Origin of the sequence: Flavobacterium cheongpyeongense (assembly GCF_003202435.1) — a bacterium.
GTDB classification, from domain to species: domain Bacteria; phylum Bacteroidota; class Bacteroidia; order Flavobacteriales; family Flavobacteriaceae; genus Flavobacterium; species Flavobacterium cheongpyeongense.
Map to the genome: position 1 here is coordinate 1 of NZ_QJHK01000033.1, position 26,790 is coordinate 26,790.

The 26,790-nt window shown below is 30.9% G+C and carries 25 protein-coding genes; all 25 read right to left on the reverse strand.

Annotated features, from left to right (window positions below; all coding sequences use genetic code 11):
* Positions 1 to 267 precede the first annotated feature (267 nt).
* The 25 genes from DMB65_RS21210 to DMB65_RS21340 all read right to left on the reverse strand — a co-directional run bounded on the left by DMB65_RS21210 (position 268) and on the right by DMB65_RS21340 (position 26,775).
* Positions 268 to 861 (reverse strand): hypothetical protein, encoded by a 594-nt coding sequence (locus DMB65_RS21210; RefSeq protein ID WP_110308628.1) that lies wholly within the window; start codon positions 859 to 861, stop codon positions 268 to 270.
* Positions 862 to 1,051: 190 nt separating this feature from the next.
* Positions 1,052 to 1,732 carry a signal peptidase I gene (lepB, locus tag DMB65_RS21215; protein ID WP_110308629.1) on the reverse strand — a complete coding sequence of 227 codons (681 nt, stop codon included), beginning with the start codon at positions 1,730 to 1,732 and terminating at the stop codon, positions 1,052 to 1,054.
* A gap of 130 nt (positions 1,733 to 1,862) precedes the next feature.
* Positions 1,863 to 3,113 (reverse strand): McrC family protein, encoded by a 1,251-nt coding sequence (locus DMB65_RS21220; RefSeq protein ID WP_230470740.1) that lies wholly within the window; start codon positions 3,111 to 3,113, stop codon positions 1,863 to 1,865.
* Positions 3,114 to 3,232: 119 nt separating this feature from the next.
* The gene (locus tag DMB65_RS21225) at positions 3,233 to 4,759 is read right to left on the reverse strand and encodes an McrB family protein (protein ID WP_110308631.1); all 1,527 of its coding nucleotides are present in this window, start codon (positions 4,757 to 4,759) and stop codon (positions 3,233 to 3,235) included.
* A 744-nt stretch (positions 4,760 to 5,503) separates the two neighbouring features.
* A complete protein-coding gene (locus DMB65_RS21230) occupies positions 5,504 to 6,226 on the reverse strand; it encodes a tetratricopeptide repeat protein (RefSeq protein WP_110308632.1) in 723 nt (240 codons plus the stop codon).
* A gap of 598 nt (positions 6,227 to 6,824) precedes the next feature.
* The gene (locus DMB65_RS21235) at positions 6,825 to 7,187 is read right to left on the reverse strand and encodes a BRCT domain-containing protein (protein ID WP_110308633.1); all 363 of its coding nucleotides are present in this window, start codon (positions 7,185 to 7,187) and stop codon (positions 6,825 to 6,827) included.
* A gap of 3 nt (positions 7,188 to 7,190) precedes the next feature.
* Entirely contained in the window at positions 7,191 to 7,592 is a 402-nt protein-coding gene (locus tag DMB65_RS21240) for a hypothetical protein (RefSeq protein WP_110308634.1), read from the reverse strand.
* Positions 7,593 to 7,779: 187 nt separating this feature from the next.
* On the reverse strand, positions 7,780 to 9,093 hold the full coding sequence (locus DMB65_RS21245) for an Ig-like domain-containing protein (RefSeq protein ID WP_123955375.1): 1,314 nt from the start codon (positions 9,091 to 9,093) through the stop codon (positions 7,780 to 7,782).
* A gap of 615 nt (positions 9,094 to 9,708) precedes the next feature.
* On the reverse strand, positions 9,709 to 10,221 hold the full coding sequence (locus DMB65_RS21250; RefSeq protein ID WP_110308636.1) for a hypothetical protein: 513 nt from the start codon (positions 10,219 to 10,221) through the stop codon (positions 9,709 to 9,711).
* A 200-nt stretch (positions 10,222 to 10,421) separates the two neighbouring features.
* Entirely contained in the window at positions 10,422 to 10,862 is a 441-nt protein-coding gene (locus tag DMB65_RS21255) for a hypothetical protein (protein WP_110308637.1), read from the reverse strand.
* 1,072 nt (positions 10,863 to 11,934) lie between these two features.
* Positions 11,935 to 12,600 carry a hypothetical protein gene (locus DMB65_RS21260; RefSeq protein WP_110308638.1) on the reverse strand — a complete coding sequence of 222 codons (666 nt, stop codon included), beginning with the start codon at positions 12,598 to 12,600 and terminating at the stop codon, positions 11,935 to 11,937.
* A gap of 184 nt (positions 12,601 to 12,784) precedes the next feature.
* Complete coding sequence (locus DMB65_RS21265) at positions 12,785 to 13,198, reverse strand: hypothetical protein (RefSeq protein WP_110308639.1); 414 nt, start codon at positions 13,196 to 13,198, stop codon at positions 12,785 to 12,787.
* 343 nt (positions 13,199 to 13,541) lie between these two features.
* Positions 13,542 to 13,961, reverse strand: a complete 420-nt coding sequence (locus tag DMB65_RS21275) for a hypothetical protein (RefSeq protein WP_110308641.1) — start codon at positions 13,959 to 13,961, stop codon at positions 13,542 to 13,544.
* A gap of 190 nt (positions 13,962 to 14,151) precedes the next feature.
* Entirely contained in the window at positions 14,152 to 14,547 is a 396-nt protein-coding gene (locus tag DMB65_RS21280; protein ID WP_110308642.1) for an energy transducer TonB, read from the reverse strand.
* A gap of 1,076 nt (positions 14,548 to 15,623) precedes the next feature.
* Positions 15,624 to 16,895 carry a hypothetical protein gene (locus DMB65_RS21290; protein ID WP_110308644.1) on the reverse strand — a complete coding sequence of 424 codons (1,272 nt, stop codon included), beginning with the start codon at positions 16,893 to 16,895 and terminating at the stop codon, positions 15,624 to 15,626.
* A 603-nt stretch (positions 16,896 to 17,498) separates the two neighbouring features.
* Positions 17,499 to 17,816 carry a hypothetical protein gene (locus tag DMB65_RS21295; protein ID WP_110308645.1) on the reverse strand — a complete coding sequence of 106 codons (318 nt, stop codon included), beginning with the start codon at positions 17,814 to 17,816 and terminating at the stop codon, positions 17,499 to 17,501.
* Positions 17,817 to 17,821: 5 nt separating this feature from the next.
* Complete coding sequence (locus DMB65_RS21300; protein ID WP_110308646.1) at positions 17,822 to 18,325, reverse strand: hypothetical protein; 504 nt, start codon at positions 18,323 to 18,325, stop codon at positions 17,822 to 17,824.
* Positions 18,326 to 18,503: 178 nt separating this feature from the next.
* A complete protein-coding gene (locus DMB65_RS21305; RefSeq protein ID WP_110308647.1) occupies positions 18,504 to 18,995 on the reverse strand; it encodes a phosphoribosylaminoimidazolesuccinocarboxamide synthase in 492 nt (163 codons plus the stop codon).
* A 475-nt stretch (positions 18,996 to 19,470) separates the two neighbouring features.
* On the reverse strand, positions 19,471 to 20,334 hold the full coding sequence (locus tag DMB65_RS21310) for a hypothetical protein (RefSeq protein WP_110308648.1): 864 nt from the start codon (positions 20,332 to 20,334) through the stop codon (positions 19,471 to 19,473).
* Positions 20,335 to 21,378: 1,044 nt separating this feature from the next.
* Positions 21,379 to 22,371, reverse strand: coding sequence for a phospholipase D-like domain-containing protein (locus DMB65_RS21315; protein WP_110308649.1), 993 nt, complete (start codon positions 22,369 to 22,371; stop codon positions 21,379 to 21,381).
* 593 nt (positions 22,372 to 22,964) lie between these two features.
* A complete protein-coding gene (locus tag DMB65_RS21320) occupies positions 22,965 to 23,678 on the reverse strand; it encodes an SIMPL domain-containing protein (protein WP_110308650.1) in 714 nt (237 codons plus the stop codon).
* Between the two features lie 153 nt (positions 23,679 to 23,831).
* Complete coding sequence (locus tag DMB65_RS21325) at positions 23,832 to 24,296, reverse strand: hypothetical protein (protein WP_110308651.1); 465 nt, start codon at positions 24,294 to 24,296, stop codon at positions 23,832 to 23,834.
* A 155-nt stretch (positions 24,297 to 24,451) separates the two neighbouring features.
* The gene (locus tag DMB65_RS21330) at positions 24,452 to 25,432 is read right to left on the reverse strand and encodes a hypothetical protein (protein ID WP_110308652.1); all 981 of its coding nucleotides are present in this window, start codon (positions 25,430 to 25,432) and stop codon (positions 24,452 to 24,454) included.
* Between the two features lie 85 nt (positions 25,433 to 25,517).
* The gene (locus DMB65_RS21335; RefSeq protein ID WP_123955376.1) at positions 25,518 to 26,030 is read right to left on the reverse strand and encodes a hypothetical protein; all 513 of its coding nucleotides are present in this window, start codon (positions 26,028 to 26,030) and stop codon (positions 25,518 to 25,520) included.
* A 181-nt stretch (positions 26,031 to 26,211) separates the two neighbouring features.
* The gene (locus DMB65_RS21340; RefSeq protein ID WP_110308654.1) at positions 26,212 to 26,775 is read right to left on the reverse strand and encodes a hypothetical protein; all 564 of its coding nucleotides are present in this window, start codon (positions 26,773 to 26,775) and stop codon (positions 26,212 to 26,214) included.
* Positions 26,776 to 26,790 lie beyond the last annotated feature (15 nt).

The following is a 26,790-nucleotide window of genomic DNA, read 5'->3' on the forward strand; positions in this document are numbered from 1 at the left end:
AATTGGATTTGTGTTTTTGCAATTCGGTCTATCACAAGCAATGTATGTAAACAAAATAATTGAGATAAATACTGTCGTTAAAGTTTTCATGTCTGATTACGGTTTCTGGTTTGGTTGCCTATAACGTGTCGCCGCTTCACGAAGTTGCGGATTTTCAACACTTTTGATTACAAATATAGACAAAATTTAGTTTCAAAAACTTCCAATTCTGATAAATCCCAAACCCCGCAATTTCGTGAAACGGCTGTTAGCGGTTCGGCATTTTATTTACAAGTCTCGTTTTGCTTTTGCTTTAATAATATCTCCATTTAATTTATCTAAATATGCTAAAGCAACATAACAACGAGTTACACTTTCGTGTTCGATAGATAATAGAATATCTCCTTTATCAGTTTTCCAAACTGAAAAATATTTACAATTATCAAATTGAACTTTATACATTTTCTCACTATCATCTTTTGGTTGCGAATATGAAGAGACATCAAATTTTTCTGTAACTTCTGAAGGTTTGCCATATTTTTCGGTTAGCATTTCTTTTAAGTCAAAATAGTTTCCTGAAAGAGTTGACCAAGTATCTTTTTCAGGAAATATAACTGCTATTTTATAAACCAAATCTTTTTGTTTTAAAGTGGAAACACCTATCATACAATCTTTATAACCTGCAAAATCGCCATTTAATATTGCAGTACCATTTTCTGTTCCCAAATTGGAGAAACCTTCTTGTTCCATTTTAGAAACATACTCGTTAAGTGTTCCATCAAGCGGAACGCCTTTAAAAACTAAATGTTCTGACGATTGAGAATAAGTTAAGTTACAAATTGTCAAATAAGTAACTAAAAATAAGATTGTTTTTGTTTTCATATTTTCTATTTTTAAGTTTCTATTTCTCGTCTCGTGTGGTATGCTGACCGCTAACGTTCCCGCGCTACAAGCAGTTTGGGACTAAATTAAGCCCATTATTCGGATTTGCCAAATCTTCCAAATACAAACCAATTTTTCCATTAAGCCAAATCCCCAAATTGCTTGTAGCGTGTGTTGTGCGATCGTATTTTTAGTATTCAACTATGGTTCCAACAATGTCCGATTCACTTAATAATCCAACATATCTGCAATCTTCTGAATTATCTCTATTGTCACCAATTAGAAAAACTTTTCCATTTGGTATTTTTATTGGGCCAAAATTGTCTTTGTTCCATTTATTTTTAAAAACTTTTGAAATGGTTGTATCCTCTTTTCCCTTTTCTTGAATCATTCTTTTTGATGTTATTTTATACTTTTCTGCAATCGAATCAGGTAATAAAGCAATCACATCATCCGACTCATCCATATAGGCAAATAAGTCGTCAGAAATTTTTTCGATTTCCTTGATTTTTGAATATTCAGCTTTAGTAGTTTTATAAGAATGAATATGGTCGATTCCTTTGTCTATATTTATTTTATTTACATAGAGAATTCCATTTATGATTTCCACAATGTCATTTTCTTTTCCATAAAGTCTATGTATTCTAATTTGTTTCCCAGAAGTTTTGTCCTCATAATTATAACACACAAAATCGCCAATTTTCGGTGTGACTAAATTCGAAACCAATATTCTGGAATTAATTTTTAGATTCGGCTCATTTGCAACAGTTGAATTTTTATAAGCTTTCAAAATTCCCGTTTGCGCAACAATTGAAAATGAAATAAATAACGTCACAATTGTAATTAAAATTATTTTTACTTTTTTATTCATCTTTTATATTTTTTTCAATTCGCTTCGGTTTTTTCAATATGTCGCACAACGTTTTGCAGCTTGGCGAAGTGGCGGATTTAGAAGCACTTAACTTCAATTTAGCACTAATGTTTATTAGAAATTCGAATGTTCAATTAAGCACTGAACCCGCCATTTTGCCAAACTGCTGTTGTGCGTTCGGTGTTTTGTCTGTCATTAAATTTTGTTTCAATTCTTCTTCGTTTACGTTCATTGTTTTTATATATTCTTTAAAGGTTTCTGTTGTCTGTGGAACGGCAAGTCCAATTTTCTTTAGCATTCCATCTGTTTCCTTTATTCGGTATGTTTCAAAAAAACTTGTGTCTTGTTTTGGGAATATTAAAAACCCATTCTTTGAACTAAAGCGATACATATACGCAATTGTCTTGTAGTAAATACTTGTCGCTTTTTCTGAATTTTCAGAATATGATAATTGTCTGTCAAGAGGAATATACTTTGCATCCCCAACAGATTTTGGTTCATCTTTACTTATAAAGTCAGGATAAATTGATTGGAAATTCTCAAAAAGTAAATGGCGGTGTTTTCCTGTTTTATTCTCTGGATGAATGAATTTTTCCTTTAAAATAGTGTTTAAATACTCCTCCCAAAGCCAAGCACCGTCAAATAATAAACCATAAACTTTATCTTTATTATTACCAAATGTAATTTTTTCATGTCGTAAAATTTTTAAGCAAATTTTTTGTAAAGCTGAATACTCTGTAAAATATGGATGAGTAACAGGTTTTAAATTAGTAGTAATTATCTTTTGTTTTGAATTGTTATTAAATGTTTTATCTGTAACAAATATGAATTTACTTACAATGTCTCTGACTTCACTATCTCCCGTTAAAACACCACTTCCAAAAGGATGGGTTTTGATGTGTTCAATTGTATGTCTAACCAGTTGCGTCAGATTGTTATTATAGCTATGTTCTCTTGTTGTATAGGCAATCTTTCCAGTAAAAGGAATATTTCTAAGGATGTGCCGTTTAACATCAATAGCACCCTTAACATTTGAATCGTTGTATTCCTCTTTTTTGTATGCTTTATAGATACCTTGTGAGTATGCTTTTTTGAGATAATAGGGAAAGAGATAAAGAAGAAAATCCCAAATATTTTCTTTGCTTGGTGTTTGGTCAAATTTTAAAAGATTAATGGAAAAGACCTTTTGCAACATATAATGAAGAAAATAATCGTTGTTGTCATCTTTTGCAAAACGGGAGGAAATTGTTAGTTGTGTAGAATTTCGACCAATGAACCCCATTAAATTATATGTTGTCAGGTTTTCATCATCTAGCGAGAAAATATGTGGCTTTTCTACATCGTCTCGATACTTACCAAATGAATGAGGAAAAACAAGCAAATCAGGATTTTCTTTTTGTAAATCTAAAAGGTTTCTGTTTGCTATAACTGATAAATCTGCAATGTTTAAATTGTCAAATTTATCAATACTTTTTCCTCCATTGTTATCAGTTGTTCTCATTATGCGGTAAAGGCATTTTTCAGTAGTTCAATTTTCTCAATGCTATCAGGCATCCCTCTCAAATATTCTTTCAGAAGTGGTTCGATTCTTAGATTCCAAATGTTGTCTATATCTTGTCTTGCATTACCATTTGAATCTAAGAAGTATGCCGCCCCAATGTGGTAAGAAGGATTAAGTCCATCTGTATCAGAAATTTGCTTATTTAACTTCAACATTTTTTCTTTAATGTCGTGTGGCAAGCTCATATTAACTGCACTTTGTTCTGCTGTAATCTCTATCCAAGTGAAACGTCTTCGCATTGCAAAATCAAAGCTTTCAACGCTTCTGTCTATGTCATTCATTGAGCCGATTATGTAAACATTTTCAGGCACATAAAAAACCTCTTTTTCATCGTTGTGCAAGTTTGAATATTGCGTCTTAACTGAACCTTTTTTACCTCTATAACTTGGGTCAATGGAAAAGAATAATTCTCCAAATATTTTTGAAATTTCACCTCTGTTTATTTCGTCAATTACAAATACAAAGTCTGGTTTTGCTTTGGACGAACTTTTTTTATTTGTTAATAATGAATTTCTGAAATTTATTAAGTTGGAGACAGATGACGTAAATTGACGATGCATTTTATTGCTATCATCAAAATCTTTAATGGAGTCTAAGTTATCACATATCTCATCTAATGATTTGTATATTTCAAGTTCAACTATTTCCCTTTTTGATGTTATCTCCTTTGTTCCAAGTAATTGTTCGATTCTTAGTCTGTAGTTATTTATTGTCTTTGAGTTTAATCCTAACGCATTTAAGTATTGTTCATAACCAATAATTGAAAAATCGTCTATTTTTTGGATGTTAACCGCCTCAACGTCCAAAGCCTTTTTACAGAACTCTTTAAATACTCCATTTTTTAATTCAAACCCAATTATTCCGTTTTCATCAGGTGGTGTTGGTCTGAGCCCTTCAACAAAGTCTGTGTAGTCATAAGATGGGTGGAATTGTACAAAATTAAATTGTCCGCTTTCTTCTAATTCTTCATCTGTTTTTACGCCAATCAGTTGTTTTGCAATTTGTTTCGCTAAAAATGTCTTACCTGTTCCAGGAGCACCTGTAAGGATTATATTTTTGTTTGTCTCTAAAAGTTTTGAATAATAGTTCATTTGATATTTGTTTTTTGCTGTCCCAAAAATTCTATTTACATCCTCGCTTAGTTCAATCTCCTCTAATGTATTCGCATACCATTTAATATCTGTTAAGTCAAATTCATCATTTTTAATCCAATCAATTTTTATAGAAGATTTTGAAATTAATTTAGTGACAATACCAATTTGCTTAATTCTTAAATAGCTTTTAGCATTCGGTTTCCTTCCTTTCACAAAGGTGGATTTCAAAGCAAACATATCTCCAACAGATATTTGAGAAAACAAATCAGAGTACTTTTCTTCTTCATAGCCATTCTCCCAAATTCCCTCACTTATGAATCTGTCAAGCTGACTTTCATCCTCCCAAGTGAAACCTCCTATAAAATAACGCATAATCTTAATTTATTTTCTATCATTTATTTGGCTGTATGGTTTTTACACTGACGCACAACGTTCCCGCGCTACACGCAGGCTGGGATTAAAGATGCGTAATCTTTCGGTTAAAAACAAATGTGTAAATACAAACTATTTTCAAATTAAGCCAATTGCCCAGCTTGCTTGTAGCGTGTGTTATAGGAGGCTTGTTTTGTCGAAATTACTATAAACCGCAAATTTTCACGCTTCTGTTGGCAAAAATCCAATTTTCACGCTTCTGTTTTTCGGTTTGCAGTTTTCAACTTATTATTTTTTAATTTATCGTTCTAATTCAGGCTTGATACTTTTCGATTTTCTTTTGGCAGATTATAACTTTCACACTTTTTCATTTTTCAAGTTGAGTAGGAGTGTTCCAATTTTCACGCTTCCGCTTTCCTAGTTTCAACTTTTTACGTTTCTGTTGGCACATTCCAATTTTCACGCTTCGGCTTTCCAAGTTTCAATATTTTACGTTTCTGTTGGCACATTCCAATTTTTACGCTTCTGCTTTGTCAATTTCTTGCGGAAACAAATGCTTATTTTCAAATTGGAATTGTCTCGTAATTTCGGCACAAGTCTCCTATAACGTTCCCGCGCTACACGCAGGCTGGGATTAAAGATGCGTAATCTTTCGGTTAAACACAAATTTCTCAAATACAAAACCATCTTCAAATTAAGCCAAATACCCAGCTTGCTTGTAGCGTGTGTTGTAAAACGTTTTTATTATTTTTCAGGAAACATAAATTCCAATTGAGCAATTGAGCAGGGTTTGTTACCAACATTTTTTCCAACAGCAAAACTCTCAAATTTCAATTCTTTACTATTAATAAGTTTCTCTAGATAATCAGTTTCAAAACCCAACTGTTGTAATTTACTTTTCCCAATTTTAACCTCTTCTATATCATCTAAAAAATAATATGCAAAAATCTGAACTCTAATTAACCTTTCAGTGTCATAAATATTATCACTTTCAGGTAAAATTTTTTCTGAAAAATCTATTGCTTCTTTAAAATCTCCATTAAATAACAGAGTTGATGCTATGTCAGCTTTTAAGTTAAACGAATCTGGAAAGTTTTCTAAAAGTTTATTTTCTATTTCTAAAGCTCCTTTGAAGTTTCCCATAAACATAAGTCCTTGAGATTTCAAGTATAACGCTTTAAAATGTGATGAATCTATTGTTAAACATTGGTCAAGAAGATTCATTATTTCAAAAAGATTCGGATTAGATATAGTTTTTGAATGTGCTAATCGAAAATATAACTCTGCATCATTTGGATTTTTACTTATTAAAGATTCGAGTAAATTATTTGCACTTTCAAAATCATTTTTTTCTTGATAATTACTAACCTCTATGAGTTGAGAATTAATATTAATTTTTTCAAGTTCACTTTCATTTTTTCCTTTACAAGAAAAAAATAAGAATATCAAGATTAAAAGTTTGTTCATATTTTTTCTCTAAAATGTTTTACAACGTTCCCGCGCCTCTAGCTGTTTGCAACTTATGAAACAGAGTATTTTCGGCTAAACGAAAATAGGAATTAAAAATGATAATTCCACTAAAGATGCAAATAGCTAGAGGCGTGTGTTATGGTGTGTAGCGACACGTCTGTTAAGCACGCACTATTTTCCATTCCAATTATCGATTTCAATTTCGGCAAGTTTTTCCACCTTCCGATTTTCCGTTCCAAATAGTTCCCGTCTTTGAATTCCAAACTTTAGTTAAATCTCAAAAAAAATGCGACAAAAAAATCCGCTTTCGGTTGTCCGATAAGCGGTTCACGTTTGTTAGTCCGCAACAATTCGGCACCAATTTCGGTTTTGGTCAGCTTGGTTTTTGCTTCATTTTGTTTTCCGAACTAAACACCGGATTAAAATCAGCTGATTCTCGTCGGCGGAGCTATACACCATAACGTTCCCGCACTACAGCGGGTTTGGGACTAAATTAAGCCCTATTTTCGGATTTGCCAAATTATCACAAATACAAAACCAACTTTCCATTAAGCCAATTGCCCAAATCCGTTGTAACGTGTGTTAGCGGTAGGTGTTATTGTGGTATTTCACCCGTTTCTATTAAATTTTGAAATTCCTCCGCATTTAATAATATAACATTTTGTTCTTCTGCTTTTTTCATTTTGGCAGGTCCAGCATTTTCTCCACAACACAAAAAATTTAAATTATTAGTTATGCTTTTCGCAATATGAAAATTATTCTCTTCAGCAACTTTTATCAAAGTATTTTTTTCTGTGGGTGAAAAACCAGTGAAACAAATTTCAATTTTAGGTTCTGTTTTAGGTTTTAATGAATAGATTATTTCCCAACCTTGTTTTTCAGTTAGATTATTTAATTCTTGTTCTGATAGTTCAGTTTTAGATTTTAGAATACTTAATAATTTGTTTGATAATTTCATATTTTAAATACTTTCCGTTATAATTTTGATCGCTAAAGATGGAATTTGTTTTAAACTTTCAACTCCAAAAGTTTTCAATGGAGTTTTAATTTTATTCCAAATTTTGTTTGTTGTAATGATTTCGTAAGTCTGATATCCAGAATTTGTAATTCTAATTTTTTTGACACTGCACACTATTCGACCATTTCCTAAAAAAGAAAAACCAAGGTTTTCTTTATCTTCGATACATTCAATTAATTTTTGTTCCGATAATAATTTTAGATAATGCCAAACTTCTTTCGTTTCAATATCATTATTAATATTATAATTTAATTTTGAGAAAATTTCTACTGTGTTTAAAAAAGGATTTTCGTCTTCAATAAAAATTTTTAGAAATAATTTTATTTTATCATAATCTAAAATCATAAGAATTTATTTAAGTTGATTTCTGCGTTTTTTCGGGTCACTTACCGCTAACGGTTTGCAGCTTGGCGAAGTGGCGGACTTTGTAGCACTTACTTTCATTATAGCACTAATGTTCATTTGAAAACCAAATGTTCAATTTAGTACTGAACCCGCCATTTTGCCAAACTGCTGTTATGTGCAGGCATTTTTATTTTTTTGTTTGGAACTCAATTAAATAAGGTTTCAAAGGAATTCCATTTTGAGTTCTAAAATTATTGGTAATCAGTATTTGATATTTTTTGTTAGGCTCTAAATTTACCGCAATAGTCCAAGTTTTATTATCACTTGACCAAAATCTCTTTGTTACATCATTTTTTGGAAAAGCACTTTGTCCTAATTCTCCAAAATCAACTCCAGTATTATGCCCATTTAATGGTTCTGAAAATTCAATGGTTATTTCTTTGATATTGGGACTAACTTTTTGGCTTTTGTTTTTAAATTGTGTTATTCCAACAACCCTTGGACGTTTCTTTTCAAAGTCTTGGTATAGTTCGTTGAGTGGCTTAGAGAAAAAATTAGATTTTGCCACAAAGTCTTCTATCTCAGCCTCGTTAGTATACTCCAATTCTAGCATTTTTTTGATAGCTAAAGATTTGTCTTCTGCTTGATTATAATAATTCTCACACATTTGATAGCCGATATAATAACCTAAATCTCTGACTCCAAATTCATTTTGAGAGTCACTCCAAAGCCAATTATTCTGGTTGTTGATATAGAACATTTCTTCCTCAAATTTTGCCCTTACTTTTTCGTGATTGTTCTTCCCAAATTCAATTGCAGGTGCAGCCGAAGGAACATTCATTGCTTTTACAGAAATGTATTCGGCAACACCCTCTCTTATCACATAAGAAAGTAAATTGTGTACCATAGGTTTTTGTTGAGTATGAACATACTCGTGAATATTTAGTAAAACCAGAGAATTAATTGGATTACTGTCAAAAAATTTTCGCCTCCCAATTCTGAAATTATCGGGTAAAAGTTCATCAGAAACGGTATTTTTATCTGTCATCGCCAACTCAGCGCCAATCAAAACAAGACTATCTAAAGTAGTTCCGTTACTTCTCATTGCTCCTATAGTAAAGTATATTTTAGCTGGTTTTAGTGCTGGATATAGTTGTCGCAATTTCTCAATTCCATAGTTAAATTCTTCTCCAAACTCATTTGCTCTTAAAGTGTTTTTTCTGATAGAGTTCCAAAAGTTAGGGTAATTATTAATAACGTCTATATAGTCCTTTGCAGTATAATTTCTTACTTGTCTCATAGCAATTAAGCCATCTGTTGCTTTAGAAAAATATAAATCTTCAAGTAGATTATACTGTTTAACAGAATCTTTGGTCTGAATAATTTTGTCGTATGCAACCCAAAAATTATCAACATCTGTCCATACTACGTTCTGTCCTTTTATTTGCAATGAACAACCAATAAGTATGGTAATGCAAATTGATTTTAATTTAAATGTCATATTGTTTGTTTTTGTGATTTTGTGGTATGCTTGCACATAACGTTCTCGCGCCTCTAGCTGTTTGCAACTTATGAAACTGAGTATTTTCGGTTAAACGAAAATAGGAATTAAAAACGATAATTCCACTAAAGATGCAAATAGCTAGAGGCGTGTGTTATGGTGTGTAGCGACACGTCTGTTAAGCACGCACTATTTTCCATTCCAATTATCGATTTCAATTTCGGCAATCTTTTCCACCTTCCGATTTTCCGTTCCAAATAGTTTCCGTCTTTGAATTCCAAACTTTAGTTAAATCTCAAAAAAAATGCGACAAAAAAAATCCGCTTTCGGTTGTCCGATAAGCGGTTCACGTTTGTTAGTCCGCAACAATTCGGCACCAATTTCGGTTTCGGTCAGCTTGGTTTTTGCTTCATTTTGTTTTCCGAACTACAAAACCCGATTAAAATCAGCTGATTCTCGTCGGCGGAGCTATACACCATAACGTCCCCGCGCTACAAGCAGGCTGGGATTAAACATGCGTATTCTTTCGGTTAAAAACAAATGTATCAAACACAAACTATTTTCAAATTAAGCCAATTGCCCAGCTTGCTTGTAGCGTGTGTTATGCGTTCGTAACTATTCATCGTTTGTATTTTCATCTTTTCGAACAATACTAAATATCAATGCGGTAATCATTAATAATGTTAATAGAAAGAATTCTTTCCAAACCGACTTCTCACAAATATTATAATCACTTAGTTTTAATAATTCAGAGTTATTTTCTCGAAAAACAAAAGAAAATGCTTCTTTTTCATTTATTATTTTTTCATATAGAGTTGATTCCTTATTTGTTAGAAATGATATTGAATCTCTAAATTTCATATTCTCAAATTGACTCAAGTTTAAGTTTTGCAAACCACAAGATTTTATCGTAAAATTAGTTGGTGTACCCACAATTTTAAAATCTAGCGAAGGAACATTGTCTGCTGTAGATTCGTAATAAATAGGCAATTCAGCTAGTTCCGCTTTAATTTCAATTAAGTCTTTACTTTCAATTATGTTGGGTTTAGCAAAAATGAAATATGTATATCCCAAATAGAATAATACCATAAATATCCACGAAAAAGTTGCTTTATTATTTTTTTTCATTCGTTTTTTACACGATTTTTGTCATTATGACGCATAACGTTCCGGCACTACAGCGGGTTTGGGGTTAAATTAAGACCATTTTTCGGATTTGCCAAATATTACAAATACAAAACCATTTTCCCATTAAGCCAGGTGCCCAAATCCGTTGTAGTGGCTGTTATGCGTTCGGTTCTTTTTTTAAGTTTCGTTCAGTTTTGTTCTCAATTTTCAGAATTCTCAATTTCTTGTTTCGGCAGTTCAGAAAATTCGGATTGTTGTTTTGTATTTACTATAATAACTTTTGTTGTTTTTATTGTGTAAAAAAGAACAACTGTTCCAACTATTAAATTTACAGATATTAATAGATAGTATTCTAACCAATTTATGTCAATTCCATAATTGAAATTTTTCACTAATCCTTGAGCTAATTGAATTACTGAAAATAAAAGTAAAAAGAGAGTTGTCCAAATTATGATTCCAATTCTTGCGTATTTATGTTTAGTAAAAATAAAGGCCAACAATAAAAATTGTACTATCATTGGCAAAATACCAACCGATTGATTATAATAAAAAGTTGTAAAAATTGTTTTGAGTAGCAATCCTCCAACTATTAAAATGATTATCCAATAGAAATTTTTATTCTTAAATTCTGTTTCTTTCATAATGTTATTTTAAAGTGAATTTTACGTTTCACAGGTGAACTGACGCATAACGTTTCGCGCGCCTCTAGCTGTTTGCAACTTATGAAACAGAGTATTTTCGGCTAAACGAAAATAGGAATTAAAAACGATAATTCCACTAAATTTGCAAATAGCTAGAGGCGTGTGTTATGGTGTGTAGCGACACGTCTGTTAAGCACGCACTATTTTCCATTCCAATTATCGATTTCAATTTCGGCAAGTTTTTCCGCCTTCCGATTTTCCGTTCCAAATAGTTTCCGTCTTTGAATTCCAAACTTTAGTTAAATCTCAAAAAAAATGCGAAAAAAAAAATCCGCTTTCGTTTGTCCGATAAGCGGTTCACGCTTGTTTGTCCGCAACAATTCGGCATCAATTTCGGTTTCGGTCAGCTTGGTTTTTGCTTCATTTTGTTTTCCGAACTACAACACCCGATTAAAATCAGCTGATTCTCGTCGGCGGAGCTATACACCATAACGTTCTCGCGCCTCTAGCTGTTTGCAACTTATGAAACTGAGTATTTTCGGTTAAACGAAAATAGGAATTAAAAACGATAATTTCACTAAATTTGCAAATAGCTAGAGGCGTGTGTTATGGTGTGTAGCGACACGTCTGTTAAGCACGCACTATTTTCCATTTCAATTATCGATTTCAATTTCGGCAAGTTTTTCCGCCTTCCAATTTTCCGTTTCAAATAGTTTCCGTCTTTGAATTCCAAACTTTAGTTAAATCTCAAAAAAAAATGCGACAAAAAAAATCCGCTTTCGGTTGTCCGATAAGCGGTTCACGTTTGTTAGTCCGCAACAATTCGGCACCAATTTCGGTTTTGGTCAGCTTTGTTTTTGCTTCATTTTGTTTTCCGAACTAAACACCGGATTAAAATCAGCTGATTCTCGTCGGCGGAGCTATACACCATAACGTTCCCGCGCTACAAGCAGGCTGGGATTAAAGATGCGTATTCTTTCGGTTATGTAAGATATTAACTGAAACAAAACCATCATTCTAAAAGCACATTGCCCAAATTGCTTGTAGCGTGTGTTACCTGCTGCTGCTTATGTTAAGTTTCTTTTTCGTTTCTTCTTTTCTTCAATATTAGAACCACTTTAATAACTAACAATAATATTAAAAATACCCATAAAATAGGATAAATTAAAATTATAAAATCATAATGGTTTTGGCCAATAATATTGAAATTTGTTACTTTTTCTAAATAGATTTCTTTTGTAATTGGTTTTTTTCCGACCTCTTTAATGAAATATTGTAACTTAAATTCTTCTGAATTTTTATCATTTAATGGAAACCAGTTTGATATTTCAATTCTTTGATTTGCGCATAGTTCGGTTATTTTATTCGGTAAATAACTTTCTGCTTTTAAGTTTCCAATTGTATCAAATTCAATATTTTCAATATCAACAACTCTCGTTTTGGAATTCTTTAATTCGTTTTTAAGTGAATTAGAAATCGATTTCATTTTTATTGAAAGACTATCAATTTCAATACAACCTTTGGAAATTATAAATTCAGTACTATTTGAAATTATTGAGTTACTATTTATCGAATTTTCAATTTCAATTTTTATGTTTTTACTCAAAGAAATACTTTTTTCTGTTTTTCCTTTTTGTATTATGTAGGTTTTCCATTTTCCTCTTGAAACTGCCAAATAAGATATTCCTAAAATCGTTAAAATAGCAAGTAGAAGTATTTTGTCTTTAATGATTTTCATCGTTCTTATTTAATGTCAATTTTCTTTTGCAGTAGCAGGTAACGTTTCGCGCGCAGAACTCGTTGCGGCTTGGCAACCGAGATTTCTCCACTAGCACAAAACGAAAATAGTAAAAAAGAACGAACAACTTACCGAAAACTTAGCAATGAAGTTTTGCGCGCTGTTATAGGCTGCCAAAATTTCCTCAATCTTCAATATTAGCAATGTCTTCATAAATGAAGTCAACTTTATTTCCAACACGCTCAATTCTCATTCTCAAGCAATTCAGTTTTGCTCCTCTGTAACCATTAATTTCTTTCCTCAAACCTTCAATTTTCGACCAATTTTTAACTTCAACTATTGCTTTTGCGCAAACAGAATCATTCTGAACATTGATTTCTATATATTCTTTATCATTTATCTTTAAATATTTGTCAAACCAATAATCTAAATTTTCAAAACCAACACTTTGAATTTGCTTGCTTAATTCTAATTTGTATTCACTTGATTCTGGTGAAAATTTATCAAAAATTGGATTTGTGTTTTTGCAATTCGGTCTATCACAAGCAATGTATGTAAACAAAATAATTGAGATAAATACTGTCGTTAAAGTTTTCATGTCTGATTACGGTTTCTGGTTTGGTTGCCTATAACGTTTCGCAGCTACAAGCAGGCTGGGGCAAAAAAACCTAAATTTTCGGTTAATGACAAATTTTTTCTGATACAAAACCAGCTTCAAATTTTTCCAAATGCCCAGCTTGATTGTAACTGCTGTTATGCCTTCGGTTTTTTATTTATTCCAATATTCACGTTTCAATTTTCGGTTTCGCTTCTGCACCGTTTAAGTCGGAAGTTATTTTAAAAATAATCATTATGAATGTTTCATGTTTAAGACCTCGAATTATTTGGGCGAACGAAGAAAAAACAGAAGTTAAATTAGTTTCGGAAGAAGAATATCAAGCTTATTGCGAAAAATTTAATTCTGAAACTAATAATGGAGAAATTTCTGAAACTCCAAAAAGTACTGGTTGATCCTTGTACATTTCAGATATGCAGAACATACAGTATTTTCCAAATTTGCTATTCAATCTAAAATCATCATAATTAGATTTATCAAAATTCAGATTGTCAATATTGAATATTTTTGAGTTCTTTTTGTCTATTAAAGTAATACTAATTGTTTTTTCGGTTAGAATTCTAAAAACAAGACAAATTTCGTCTCTGGTTAAATTGTTTCTAAGATAATCATACGCTTCAATTCCGTTTCTAGCGTCATCAAAAACAACACAAACCGCTGGTGGCTCATTGTTGTAATCTTCCGAATTATAAAAAACTAATTTTTTTGATTTTTGGAATGACTTTTCAAATTCTGTTTCTGTCATATTTTCTGTGTTTCGGTTTTCTAAACTGAGGCATAACGTCTTGGCACTACAGCGGGTTTGGGGTTAAATTAAGCCTTGTTTTCGGATTTGCCAAATCATCACAAATACAAAACCAACTTTCCATTAAGCCAATTCCCCAAATCCGTTGTAGTGGCTGTTGTGAGCAGTTGAGATTATTACGCCTTTTTTATTATTTTACGTTGAAAGTAAATTTCATTTCCGTTTTGACATGATATCCGTCCTGTTCACCAGGTAACCATTTTGGTGATTTCATTACAGCTCGAATAAGTTCTTTCCCTGTTTTATATCCAATATCTTTTCTGAGATCTATATAAGTTATATAACCATTAATATCGACAATGAAATTTACAGAAACTGGACCACTGACACCTTTTGCTTCATCTGGTTTTTTATAATTTGCTTCTATAAATTTGTAAAAATTTTCCATACCACCCGGAAATTCTGGTTTTACTTGAATCTTTTCATATTCGTAAACTTTTTGCTGAATAGGATTTGATTGCTCAACATTTTGAGACTTCACATTTTGTATAAATAAAAAAGTGAAGAATAGTAAATATTTTTTCATTTTTAGTTCTGTTTTGCTTCAATTGCTCACAACGTCTTGGCACTACAGCGGGTTTGGGACTAAATTAAGCCCTATTTTCGGATTTGCCAAATCATCCCAAGTACAAAACCATTTTTCCATTAAGCCCAATGCCCAAATCCGTTGTAGTGGCTGTTATGCGGGGGTTGTTGCCGGCTGATATTCCCATTATTAATCGATTTTCAGCCTAATCTTTGCTGACACAAAACCTAATTCTTGCCAAATCTCGGCTAAATTTTATTCCCTTTTTTCGTTTCAATTTCATAATCCAAACGATTGTTTATTTTTATTTTCAATGAAACTTCAATGTTTAAATTTCAGTTTTTGCAACTATTTTATTTGAAAATTCATTACCAGCGAATTGGCTAATAAAATGTAAAAAATTGGTATACCTAGTAGTGAAATCTGAAAGAATAATTCTAAAGAAGTTTGTTTTTCTGATTCTTCATCTTGCCAAAAGTTATTAAATCGAATTGATAAGATTAAATTACGTTGATTTTTCTTTAAGATATAATTATCAAAATATTTATATAATAATAGAAATATTAGAAAAAAAAATGAGCCATAAAAAATATTTTTTGAATAAACTTCTTCATTTTTATCGTAAGACAAAAAAGTTATAATGGGTAATAAAATAGATATAAATAGGAATATATTATATGTTTTTCTTTTGCGCAATATTTTATGTGATGGTGGATAAATGGCAACAAGTGTCCATAAACAAACAAAACAAATATTGAATATAATTGAACTAATCATTTTACCTTGTTTGTTTTTATAAGTAAGTTTCTATAAAACATATTGTTGATTTAATATTTGTTAATTCTAATCTTTAAAACACTTTTTTTGGAAATCGTTATAAGAAATAATATATAATCAATTTTACCTTAATTTTCGTCTTCGCACTTTTTCAACTCCCGCATAACGTCCCCGCGCTAAAAGCAGTTTGGGACTAAATTAAGCCCATTATTCGGATTTGCCAAATCTTACAAGTACAAAACCAATTTCAAATTAAGCCTAATGCCCAGATTGCTTGTAGCGTGTGTTACCGGTAGCTTTTATGTTTTTTCACATTTGATAAATGATAATATTGCATGGCTATCTTCAATTGTAAGTTTTATTAGGTCTAACTCATTAAATATCCAAGCACTTTTCAATATGCCATTTTCCATCCAAGTGTCAGTTATTAATTTTGGTTCGCCAAACATATTATTGATTTTAATCAATAGATCCTCTTTTTCTTGTGGAAGTAAAAACAAATAGTTATTTCCAAAATATTTGTAGAATTTTATTTCATGCTCATTAGTTTTGTCAGTTGAAAGTATATTGAAGAAGTCTAAAATGTAATGATTGAGATAATATATATTTTCATCGTTTAATGTAGTTAATTGCTCATTTGTTTTTGAATAATTAAAAGCAAAATCAATAAGTTCCATTCCATTTTTTAAAACTAAATGATTAGCGTTCCAATATTCTACAAAATTTGATGGTCTGAAAACCTTGGTTTGTATCCCTTTTAATTTGTAAGTTTCAATGGATTTATAATATGTATTCTTATCATCGACAATAAAAATATCACATGCGCTTGCGAAAGCGCAATGCATAGAATCGGTAATAGTACTTTTAATTGAATTTTTATCCTCTTTATACCCTGATATATCGATACCGACAAACAATGATGTTATTTCATCTAGAAAATCTGGAGTTTGTTTAAAATTTGAAAGCCCCCATTCATTAAAGTCTTTGAAATCTTTAAATCCTTTACTAGAGGCATTTTCATTAAGATAATTACTGGGGTCGGTATTTTTATTTAAAAGCGTGCCTTTACTTATATTCATTTCTTTTTGATAAGTTTCTTTTGTCTCACTTGAAAGAAATGAATTTAAAAGACCTTGAAATCCAGATATTATTTTATCCATCTGTTTCGAGTGTTCCTCTTGCTCTTTTAAAAATTTTGTAGTTTCAGGAAAATAATCAATAACATGATGATTTCCTTTATTTATATTTTCTCCGAAAGTTTCTAATGAATTTCTTTCTTGAATGTGAGCTTTTATGGTTTCAGTTGGCGGTTTAATATAAAAACCAATATCTTCCCCAAAAGGTTTTTGTATGAGCAAACCATTTGAAAGTGATAATGATTCGATATGTCCTTGAATATTTGCCCAGCCAACCTTTACGTAACTTTCATAAATGTCAAGTATATGTGCAGTAGAAAAAGGAAAAAGATACTGATTTTCATCTAAAAGAATATTTCTTAATTCTGGATAAGGAGAAACATTTGAATGCTTAATTCTACTGTACGCATTCCAATCTAAATATATCCTTATCATAAGCTTCTAATTTAGCACAGATTTTCTTTAAAGTTACCGGTAACGTTCTCGCGCCTCTAGCTGTTTGCAACTTATGAAACAGAGTATTTTCGGCTAAACGAAAATAGGAATTAAAAACGATAATTCCACTAAATTTGCAAATAGCTAGAGGCATGTGTTATGGTGTGTAGCGACACGTCTGTTAAGCACGCACTATTTTCCATTCCAATTATCGATTTCAATTTCGGCAAGTTTTTCCGCCTTCCGATTTTCAGTTCCAAATAGTTTCCGTCTTTGAATTCCAAACTTTAGTTAAATCTCAAAAAAAATGCGACAAAAAAATCCGCTTTCGGTTGTCCGATAAGCGGTTCACGTTTGTTAGTCCGCAACAATTAGGTATCAATTTCGGTTTCGGTCAGCTTTGTTTTTGCTTCATTTTGTTTTCCGAACTACAACACCGGATTAAAATCAGCTGATTCTCGTCGGCGGAGCTATACACCATAACGTCTCCGCGCTACAAGCAGTTTGGGACTAAATTAAGCCCATTATTCGGATTTGCCAAATCTTCCAAATACAAAACCAATATCAAATTAAACCTAATACCCAAATTGCTTGTAGCGTGTGTTAGGCGTTCGCTTTTTCTTTTTCAATTGTTATATTTTTCGGAACTCTAATTCTATAGATAAATCCTGATATTTTCCCGTCTGGAGTTAAATCTTTATAACTTGTTTTAATATATGGTCTTCCACCATCATTTGAATGAAATTCTTCTTTTAAATATTCTATCTCCTCATCTTTTAATTCTCTAACGGTCCCATTATTTTCGACATAAACAAATTCAAATCCATTTTCTTTAGGTCTTAAACGGCGGAAATATTTATAGTAAATTATGAAAACAACAATCAAAATAGAGATTAAAATTATGAGTGGAATTATTTTCATAATTTTTATTTTTCAAATCTCCATTTTTCTAGAACCAATGTAATAATTACATCATTCCAAGTTTCATAATTAACCAAATTTGGTAAAATTGGAATTATACTTGTCGAAAGCCATTTGTTATGCCCAACAATATACATCATTGCATTATAATTTAGTTTTCGGTCAAATGGGTTAGTAACTTTCAACATCATTCCTTCAGGTTTTTTATCTTTAACATTCTGTAAGAATTCAATTTGTATAGTTCTTTTTGGTTCGACAATTTTGTCTACGACTTTCATTGAGTATATTGTATCATTTTTAATTTCAACTTCAACATTCAATTTTTCTGTTGGGTAAATTTGAATAATATTTTCTTTTACAAAAAATTTTGATTTTGGAATATCCATTTGATAAAACTGCTCGTTGTCAACAGCTAATTTCAAAACAAAAGGTTCTCTTTCTTTTATTTCATTCTGCGAATAGCAAAAATTTGCAATAAATAATATAATTATAAATAGGTTTTTTTTCATATTTCTTTTTTGGTTTCTACAGATGGAAAGTGACGCCTAACGTTCCCGCGCTACAAGCAGTTTGGGACTAAATTAAGCCCATTCTTCGGATTTACCAAATCTTCCAAATACAAACCAATTTTTCAATTAAGCCAAATCCCCAAATTGCTTGTAGCGTGTGTTAGCCGGCGTTATTTCTTTAAGATGCTAATATTCTTTCACTTTTCATTATCGTTAACGCTTTTTCTGTTTCGTTTGTTCCGTCATTTAATGAACCTGGAAGCATAATCAAACGCTTCTTTAATTTTCCATTTTCGTCTTCGAACAAAATTTCAAATCTTGAACGTGTTAGCCCAATTTTTGCATTTATAAATTTCGCTTCTTTTATTTTACTTCTTTCTATTATTGGAGTTGCAGAGTTATTAATACTTTTTATAATTCCGTAAATTAAGAATATTGCTAATAAACCAAAGAATAAAACTGAAACATTTTCTCCCTTTTGAAAGCTTGAATATGCTGAATATATTAAGAATATTGAAATTGTAGAATAAATTAATAAAATTCTAGAGATTCCATTTCCGACAGTTATTTTCGCTACATTTCCAATTATCCCGTCTCTTGATAAAATTATTTTGTCTGATAAAATATGACAAAATCCTGTTTTAGTTTTGAATGTTTTTTCGTTTTCCATTTTCTAGTTTATTGAAGCATTGCAATTATCATTGTTATTGAAAAGTATAAAAAGAAGGACAGAGATAATATTGTCCAAAGTAATCTTGCTTTTAAAGTTATATTAGTTTCTTTCATTATTAATATTCCATTTGCAACCGACAATGCTAATAATAAAAAAAAGAGAAAAAGAGTTAATGGTTTTCCATTTGAATAAATCCAACGAAATTCAGAATTAAATCTGAAATTATCTGCAAATTTTGATAGTATAAAATTACATACGAAGGCAATTAAAATCAGTATTGTATATTTTCTTAATTGTATCAAATTTGATTTTTTTACGATTTTTCGGATAATGACGGCTAACGTTTTGCAGCTTGGCGCTAGTAGCGAAGCCAGCGAACGTATTATTTTCGGTTAAATATAAACATTTTCGGGAAGAAAATTATGAACTTAAAGCAAATAAGCTATTGCGCCAAACTGCTGTTAGCGGAAGGTTATGTTATCTGATAAGTTTCTTTATATTCACTAATCATATCAAACGGAATACTTACAATACTCATATTGTGAATTCTCCCTTTTTGTTCTTGGTTTAATGTTATTTTCAAAGTATTTGTTTTGGTTTTGTATTGGCCAACAAAGGTTTCTATATTTTGTATAGCAAGATTTAATTCTTCCTTTTGACATTTGTAAATGTATCTTTGAATTTCTGAACCAATCTTTTCTAGTTCTTCGATAAGAGGCTTCAAATTTATAGTGTCGCCATATTTATTTATTTCTTCACAAAGATTACTTTTAAAAATATCTTTTTCCATTGTTAGCATTTCAGTATACAATTCAAGTTTAATTTCTCCATGTCTTTTTTCTGGGTCAATTTCAGATAAATCAGCATCGTAATTTAATGCGACAAGAGGAAATCCTAAATGAACATAATAGTGTCTCAATTTCCATAGAAAACGATATGAAAAATAGTTGTCGTAAAATTTATTTGTTAAAAGTGTAAATTCATCTGATACTTTAGGTTCTCTGTATTTTCTTTTTAAATATTTTAAGCCATTATCTACAAAAAAATTGAATGATGATAAGACGTTAAAAATAACTTTGTTCAATATTAATAGTAAATTCAAATCCTTATTCATGTTGATATTTACATCAGTAACAGGAACTTTATTAAATGCTTCAGCGCATTTTTTAAATTCTGCTACATTAACTTGGAAATATTTAAAAACAATAAATTGGGAATATGCGTTTGTAATTGTATCGCAATCTTGTTTGAGCTCTTGATAACTACTTTCATTAATTGTCTTTACCGGAAAAAGATCGTTATTTTCAAAAGTACAAATTCTGATTAACTCGTTCATAAATGGTTTTTATTTGCACATTAGTTGTTATAACTTTCCGCTAACGTTCTCGCGCCTCTAGCTGTTTGCAACTTATGAAACTGAGTATTTTCGGCTAAACGAAAATAGGAATTAAAAACGATAATTCCACTAAATTTGCAAATAGCTAGAGGCGTGTGTTATGGTGTGTAGCGACACGTCTGTTAAGCACGCACTATTTGCCATTCCAATTATCGATTTCAATTTCGGCAATCTTTTCCGCCTTTCGATTTTCCGTTCTACATAGTTTCCGTCTTTGAATTCCAAACTTTAGTTAAATCTCAAAAAAAATGCGACAAAAAAATCCGCTTTCGGTTGTCCGATAAGCGGTTCACGTTTGTTAGTCCGCAACAATTCGGCACCAATTTCGGTTTCGGTCAGCTTTGTTTTTGCTTCATTTTGTTTTCCGAACTACAACACCGGATTAAAATCAGCTGATTCTCGTCGGCGGAGCTATACACCATAACGTTCCCGCGCCTCTAGCTGTTTGCAACTTATGAAACAGAGTATTTTCGGCTAAACGAAAATAGGAATTAAAAATGATAATTCCACTAAAGATGCAAATAGCTAGAGGCGTGTGTTATGGTGTGTAGCGACACGTCTGTTAAGCACGCACTATTTTCCATTCCAATTATCGATTTCAATTTCGACAAGTTTTTCCGCCTTCCGATTTTCCGTTCCAAATAGTTTCCGTCTTTGAATTCCAAACTTTAGTTAAATCTCAAAAAAAATGCGACAAAAAAATCCGCTTTCGTTTGTCCGATAAGCGGTTCACGTTTGTTAGTCCGCAACAATTCGGTATCAATTTCGGTTTTGGTCAGCTTGGTTTTTGCTTCATTTTGTTTTCCGAACTACAACACCGGATTAAAATAAGCTGATTCTCGTCGGCGGAGCTATACACCATAACGTTCCCGCGCTACAAGCAGTTTGGGACTAAATTAAGCCCATTATTTGGATTTGCCAAATCTTCCAAATACAAAACCATTTTTCCATTAAGCCAAATCCCCAAATTGCTTGTAGCGTGTGTTACCACCAGTTTTTCTTTTCGATTGGTTTTATTTTATCAAATATTTCTTTAATTATTTTCTTATTTATAAATGGCTCAAAGTTCATTAACCATAAATCATCCTCAATAATTATATTTACCTCATTTTCAATTAACCTCGTAATTTCCTCAGTAGGAATTATTTTTTCAATTTTTCTTTTAAATGCTATTTCTAAACTTCTTGTATTTTCTATTAACTCGTCATTAATTAAATGATATAAATTTTCCTTTCCACTAAAAAAGTCAAGAGTTAAATTCATATTTTCATTTTCAATCCATTTTTTTATAATTTCTTTATTTACAGGCAATTCAAATTCCGAAGTAATATCTTCATTATACTTTATTTTAGAGTTAAAAACTAAACCAGGTAAATAGAATAATGAATCTCCTAATCCATTATCGTAGGTATAACATTCTCCAATTTCTATTTTTTCTTTAAATGCGTTATATTCTTTTTTCGCGAAATTATAATAAGTTGATATTATCGATTGTGCAAATTTCGGATGCTGGAAAAGTAGTAATATATTTTCATCTTTAAAATTTTCAATTGTTATAAACTGAAATAACCTAAAGTAATAATTACTTAAATTATCAGAGTTTACTATTATTATATTTTCTAAATTCCAATTTGCTTTTTTTGAATAATTATATGACCCAGTAATCGTTGTTTGATTATCAATAATCATAAATTTATTATGAAGAAATATACCCGTTAAATTCTTTTTTACTTTAATGCCAACAGAATCGAAGTCAGATTTTGTATTTGAAAAATAATTGTCATTTATATAATTATCATCTACTACAATTTCTATAATTATGTTTGGATTCTTTTTTTTTAAGTTAATAAGACTATTTTTTATATCATTATTAGTAAACCAAGCCATTGCAATATATATTGACTTTTCTGTAGAACTAATGTATTCTATTAACTTTTTTTCAATTCCTTTTATATAGACTTTTGGTTCGGCAATCATTTTTTTAAAATTGGTGGTAACGTTCTCGCGCCTCTAGCTGTTTGCAACTTATGAAACAGAGTATTTTCGGCTAAACGAAAATAGGAATTAAAAATGATAATTCCACTAAATTTGCAAATAGCTAGAGGCGTGTGTTATGGTGTGTAGCGACACGTCTGTTAAGCACGCACTATTTTCCATTCTAATTATCGATTTCAATTTCGGCAATCTTTTCCGCCTTCCGATTTTCCGTTCCAAATAGTTTCCGTCTTTGAATTCCAAACTTTAGTTAAATCTCAAAAAAAATGCGACAAAAAAAATCCGCTTTCGTTTGTCCGATAAGCGGTTCACGTTTGTTAGTCCGCAACAATTCGGCATCAATTTCGGTTTCGGTCAGCTTTGTTTTTACTTCATTTTGTTTTCCGAACTACAACACCGGATTAAAATCAGCTGATTCTCGTCGGCGGAGCTATACACCATAACGTTTGGCCGCTTGGCGATGTGGCGGATTAAGAAAGCCTTAAATTTCGGTTAAACACTAATTTTCCAAGTACAAAACCAACTTTAAATTAAGCCTAAACCCGCCATATTGCCAAACGGCGGTTGTATGCTGTTTATTGGATTATTTCTGTATACATTGTTACAGAAACAACATAATTTATTAGTTCGCCACTTGAACTTACACCTTTTCCGCCCATTCCTTTTCCATATGATTCAAATTGGTATGTTTCAACTCTATTTCCAGAATTATCGTTAGGACTTTTATTCGATTGCATATAAATTATACTTCCCGTTTTTATTTCGCTGGTTTTCGCTAATCTTTTTGTTGTTTCAATTGCATCAAGAACAGCTAATTCTTGTGCTTTTTTCAAAAAATCAAATGCTTCTGTGTTGAAGTATGAAATTTTTTCAATTTTATTGAATTTAGTGGCTAATAATTCTTCTGTAAAATCCTGCATTCTTTTAATGTCTTTCAAAGTAAATATTAACTTTTGAGATGATGCAAAACCAATAAAAACTTCTCTATTCAATTTTTCATCCCATCTGGTTGATTTATTTGTTGATATCAAACTTGTTTTAATATCTAAAGAATCTGCAACATATTTTTTTACGATTTTTAAAACTTCATTTGTTGTCTTTTGATTTTCATTGATTGCTTCTCTCAAAGTAGGCTTCACGTGATTGAAGGCAATCGTAATTTGACAAGCATTTGGAAATGCTGTAACAGTTCCTACACCAATTGCACTGATTTTTGGTTTATTATTCTGTTCGTTTTGAGCAAACAAATTACAGCTAATGATTAAAAGGACTAGACAAATTCGGTTCATATTTTTCGTTTTTTTTGGTTAAATAGCATACAACGTTCCCGCGCTACAAGTAGTTTGGGACTAAATTAAGCCCATTATTCGGATTTGCCAAATCTTCCAAATACAAAACCAACTTTCCATTAAGCCTAATACCCAAATTGCTTGTAGCGTGTGTTATGCACAGTGCTTTTTTAGTTTCTGTGTAGAATTAATTATAGCTTTTATCACAGTTATTGTAACTAATATTTGAAGAAAAGAAAACAAAGCTATTTCATAATTTAAACCTGTTATTTTTTCAGCAGGAAGTTCTTTTTCAAACACATTCTTCATATTTTGAGCAGTATCAATAAAATTCAAGAAAAAGTAAGTCAAGGCTAAACCAGCTATCAGCAATAATAAATTATGAAAAAGGTTATTGAATTTCTGTTTAAACTGTCTAACTAACGTCAATATGAACAATGAAGCTAACCAAAAAAAAGATAACATTAATCCAGCTGTCATTTGAATGTTATTACCAAAAATGGGGATAACAAAGGTGGTTTTAGAGTATGTAATTCTACTAAGAAAAGCTATTCCAAATAACCCGATTATTAAACTCAACAAAAAATATAGAAATTCAAATAGTATAGTTTTTTTCATGTCGTTTAGTTACTGTGGTTTTGCATTGTGCATAACGTTCTGGCACTACAGCGGGTTTGGGACTAAATTTAGCCCTATTTTCGGATTTGCCAAATCTTCCAAATACAAACCAATTTTTACATTCAGCCAAATGCCCAAATTGCTTGTAGCGTGTGTTATGCGTTCGTGCTTATATTCTCATTTAATCCAAAATCTTTTCTTAAAATTTCCGAATTTATAGTAATTAATCCAATTGTTTCAAATATCTCTTTTTCATGAGCTTTTAACAAGACAATTAATTCTTTAGTTTTATCTATTATAGTGTTGTAAATACTTACACATTCAGAAGTTAATAATCCAAGTTCAACATGATTATCACTCATTTTCTTTTGTTTGACAAAATTGTAGTTGTCACAAAAATTACTAATTGGCAACATTAAAGTATTATTGAGACCTATTAAATCTGGTGATACTAATTGAGAAATATTTGGGCTCATATATGGGTGAATCTGTTTCATTAATTCATTAAAAGATTCAATTTCGTTTGTTCTAAATTCTTCTAAAACAATCGACAATAAATCAATGACTTTAGGAACAATATCTGCAATTCTTTTTTTTCCATCCATTTCAATATTATATTTTTCCTGAAGTTCTACGGGAATTTGTTTAAACATTCCATCCAACATAGTAAATGAATTAAATATATTTTTGAATTGTATAACAGAGGCTTTTCTATTTTCGGGATAGTAATTTGTATAAGCAATTAGATATTCTTCAAGATTTAAAACATCAGTTATTATTTTTAAATTATGCATAGGAGATTGAACCATTAGAACAAGTTCAATCGGACTTTTAGAAGTTTGTTCAATTAGATTTTTCAGGTTGTTATATTGCTCTAAAGAATTTTCTAATGCATATTCCACTATTATAGTGAAATAGAAAAGTTTATTTATTCTTTCTTCATTTTTTTTGGTTTCATCTTTTTCTTTATCAATTCTGTTTTGTTTAACAAAATAATAATAAGCAAAGTATGCTCCTGAAATTGCTATTATGATTGGTAAAATGAAATCTTTCAAACAATTATATAATAAAGAATCTTGTACTTTTAAGTATGTAAAGAAATGTATTATCGAAATCACTTGTTTAATTATTTCCATTTTTAAAACTAAATTTTATTTTCTGTGTGGTTTTTCAGAATGATGTATCACGAGTGTTATGTGTTCATGTTTTTATTTATTACAATTATTCAAGCAATTTCAATGCTTTTTGTAAAATATCCGCTTTTTTCTTTTTAATTTCTAAATCAATATAATTTTTGCTTGTGTAAATTCTAATTTTAGAAATAGTATTTTGTGTTAATAATTGATATTGCTCATTACTAATATTATAACTGACATTAATACCTTGTGATTGAGAACCATTAAATCCAGTAGACCCACAACCAACACAAGTTGTTGTATATTTAATATTTTTTAGAGTTACGATTTCTTCATTTATAAGTTTCAGCATTAATTCGTCATTTTCATTTATGGAAAAGTAAACATCGCCCAGCATTATTTTAAGTTGTATGAAATATTGATTATCAATTTTACTGAATCTATAACTAGTAACTGCTTTCATTTCAAATGTTAATCCTTCCCAATCCGTTCTTTTAACGTGGTTTTTAGTAAACTCGTCAATATGGTCTTCGGATATTTTTTGAGCATTACAGTATGCAGTAAACAGTGCAAATAAAATTAAAAATAGGTTTTTCATAAGGTTGATTTTTGGTAGCATGACGCATAACGTCCCCGCGCTACAAGCAGTTTGGGACTAAATTAAGCCCTTTCTTCGGATTTGCCAAATCTTGCAAATACAAACCAATTTTTCCATTAAGCCTAATACCCAAATTGCTTGTAGCGTGTGTTATAGGTAGCCGTTTTGGCCGTTTAGATACTCAATTTATCATTTTTACTTGTTTTGCCAATTCTTCGTTGTCCGTCACGGTTAAATTGTCAAGCATCCCATAAACTTCTTCGTCGTTTTGGTCAAAAAAACCAGCTACACTTACAAACAAATTCTTGTCATTTGAAAAAGTGATTTTGATGTCTTGCGGATATATAAAATTATTAGTCTTCTGCGTCTTTTCTTCTGTCGTTGTAACTGTTTCCCAAGTAATATTTATATCTGTAATTTTTGTTCCAAGAAATTTTTTCCAAAGGTCGTTCGGCGAAACATTCCATTTTATATTTCCAGAAAAATCAGATTGCTCGTTTATTTTAATGCCAATACCATATTGAAAAAATTTGTCATCCCAATAAATCTCCACCAATTTTTCACTGTCAGTATGAAGAACGATTGAGAAGTCAACTGAGTCAAGGTTTTTGTATTTTGTCGGATAGTTAGGTCTAGGGTTTGTCGGCTCGTAATTAATTTCAGAATATTCGACTTTAATAATTGTCAGCCCAATGAGTTTTCGGCTAAATTTTTCAAAATCCAAATGTTCTTGTGTTAATGTCATTGTTTTCGTTTCTTT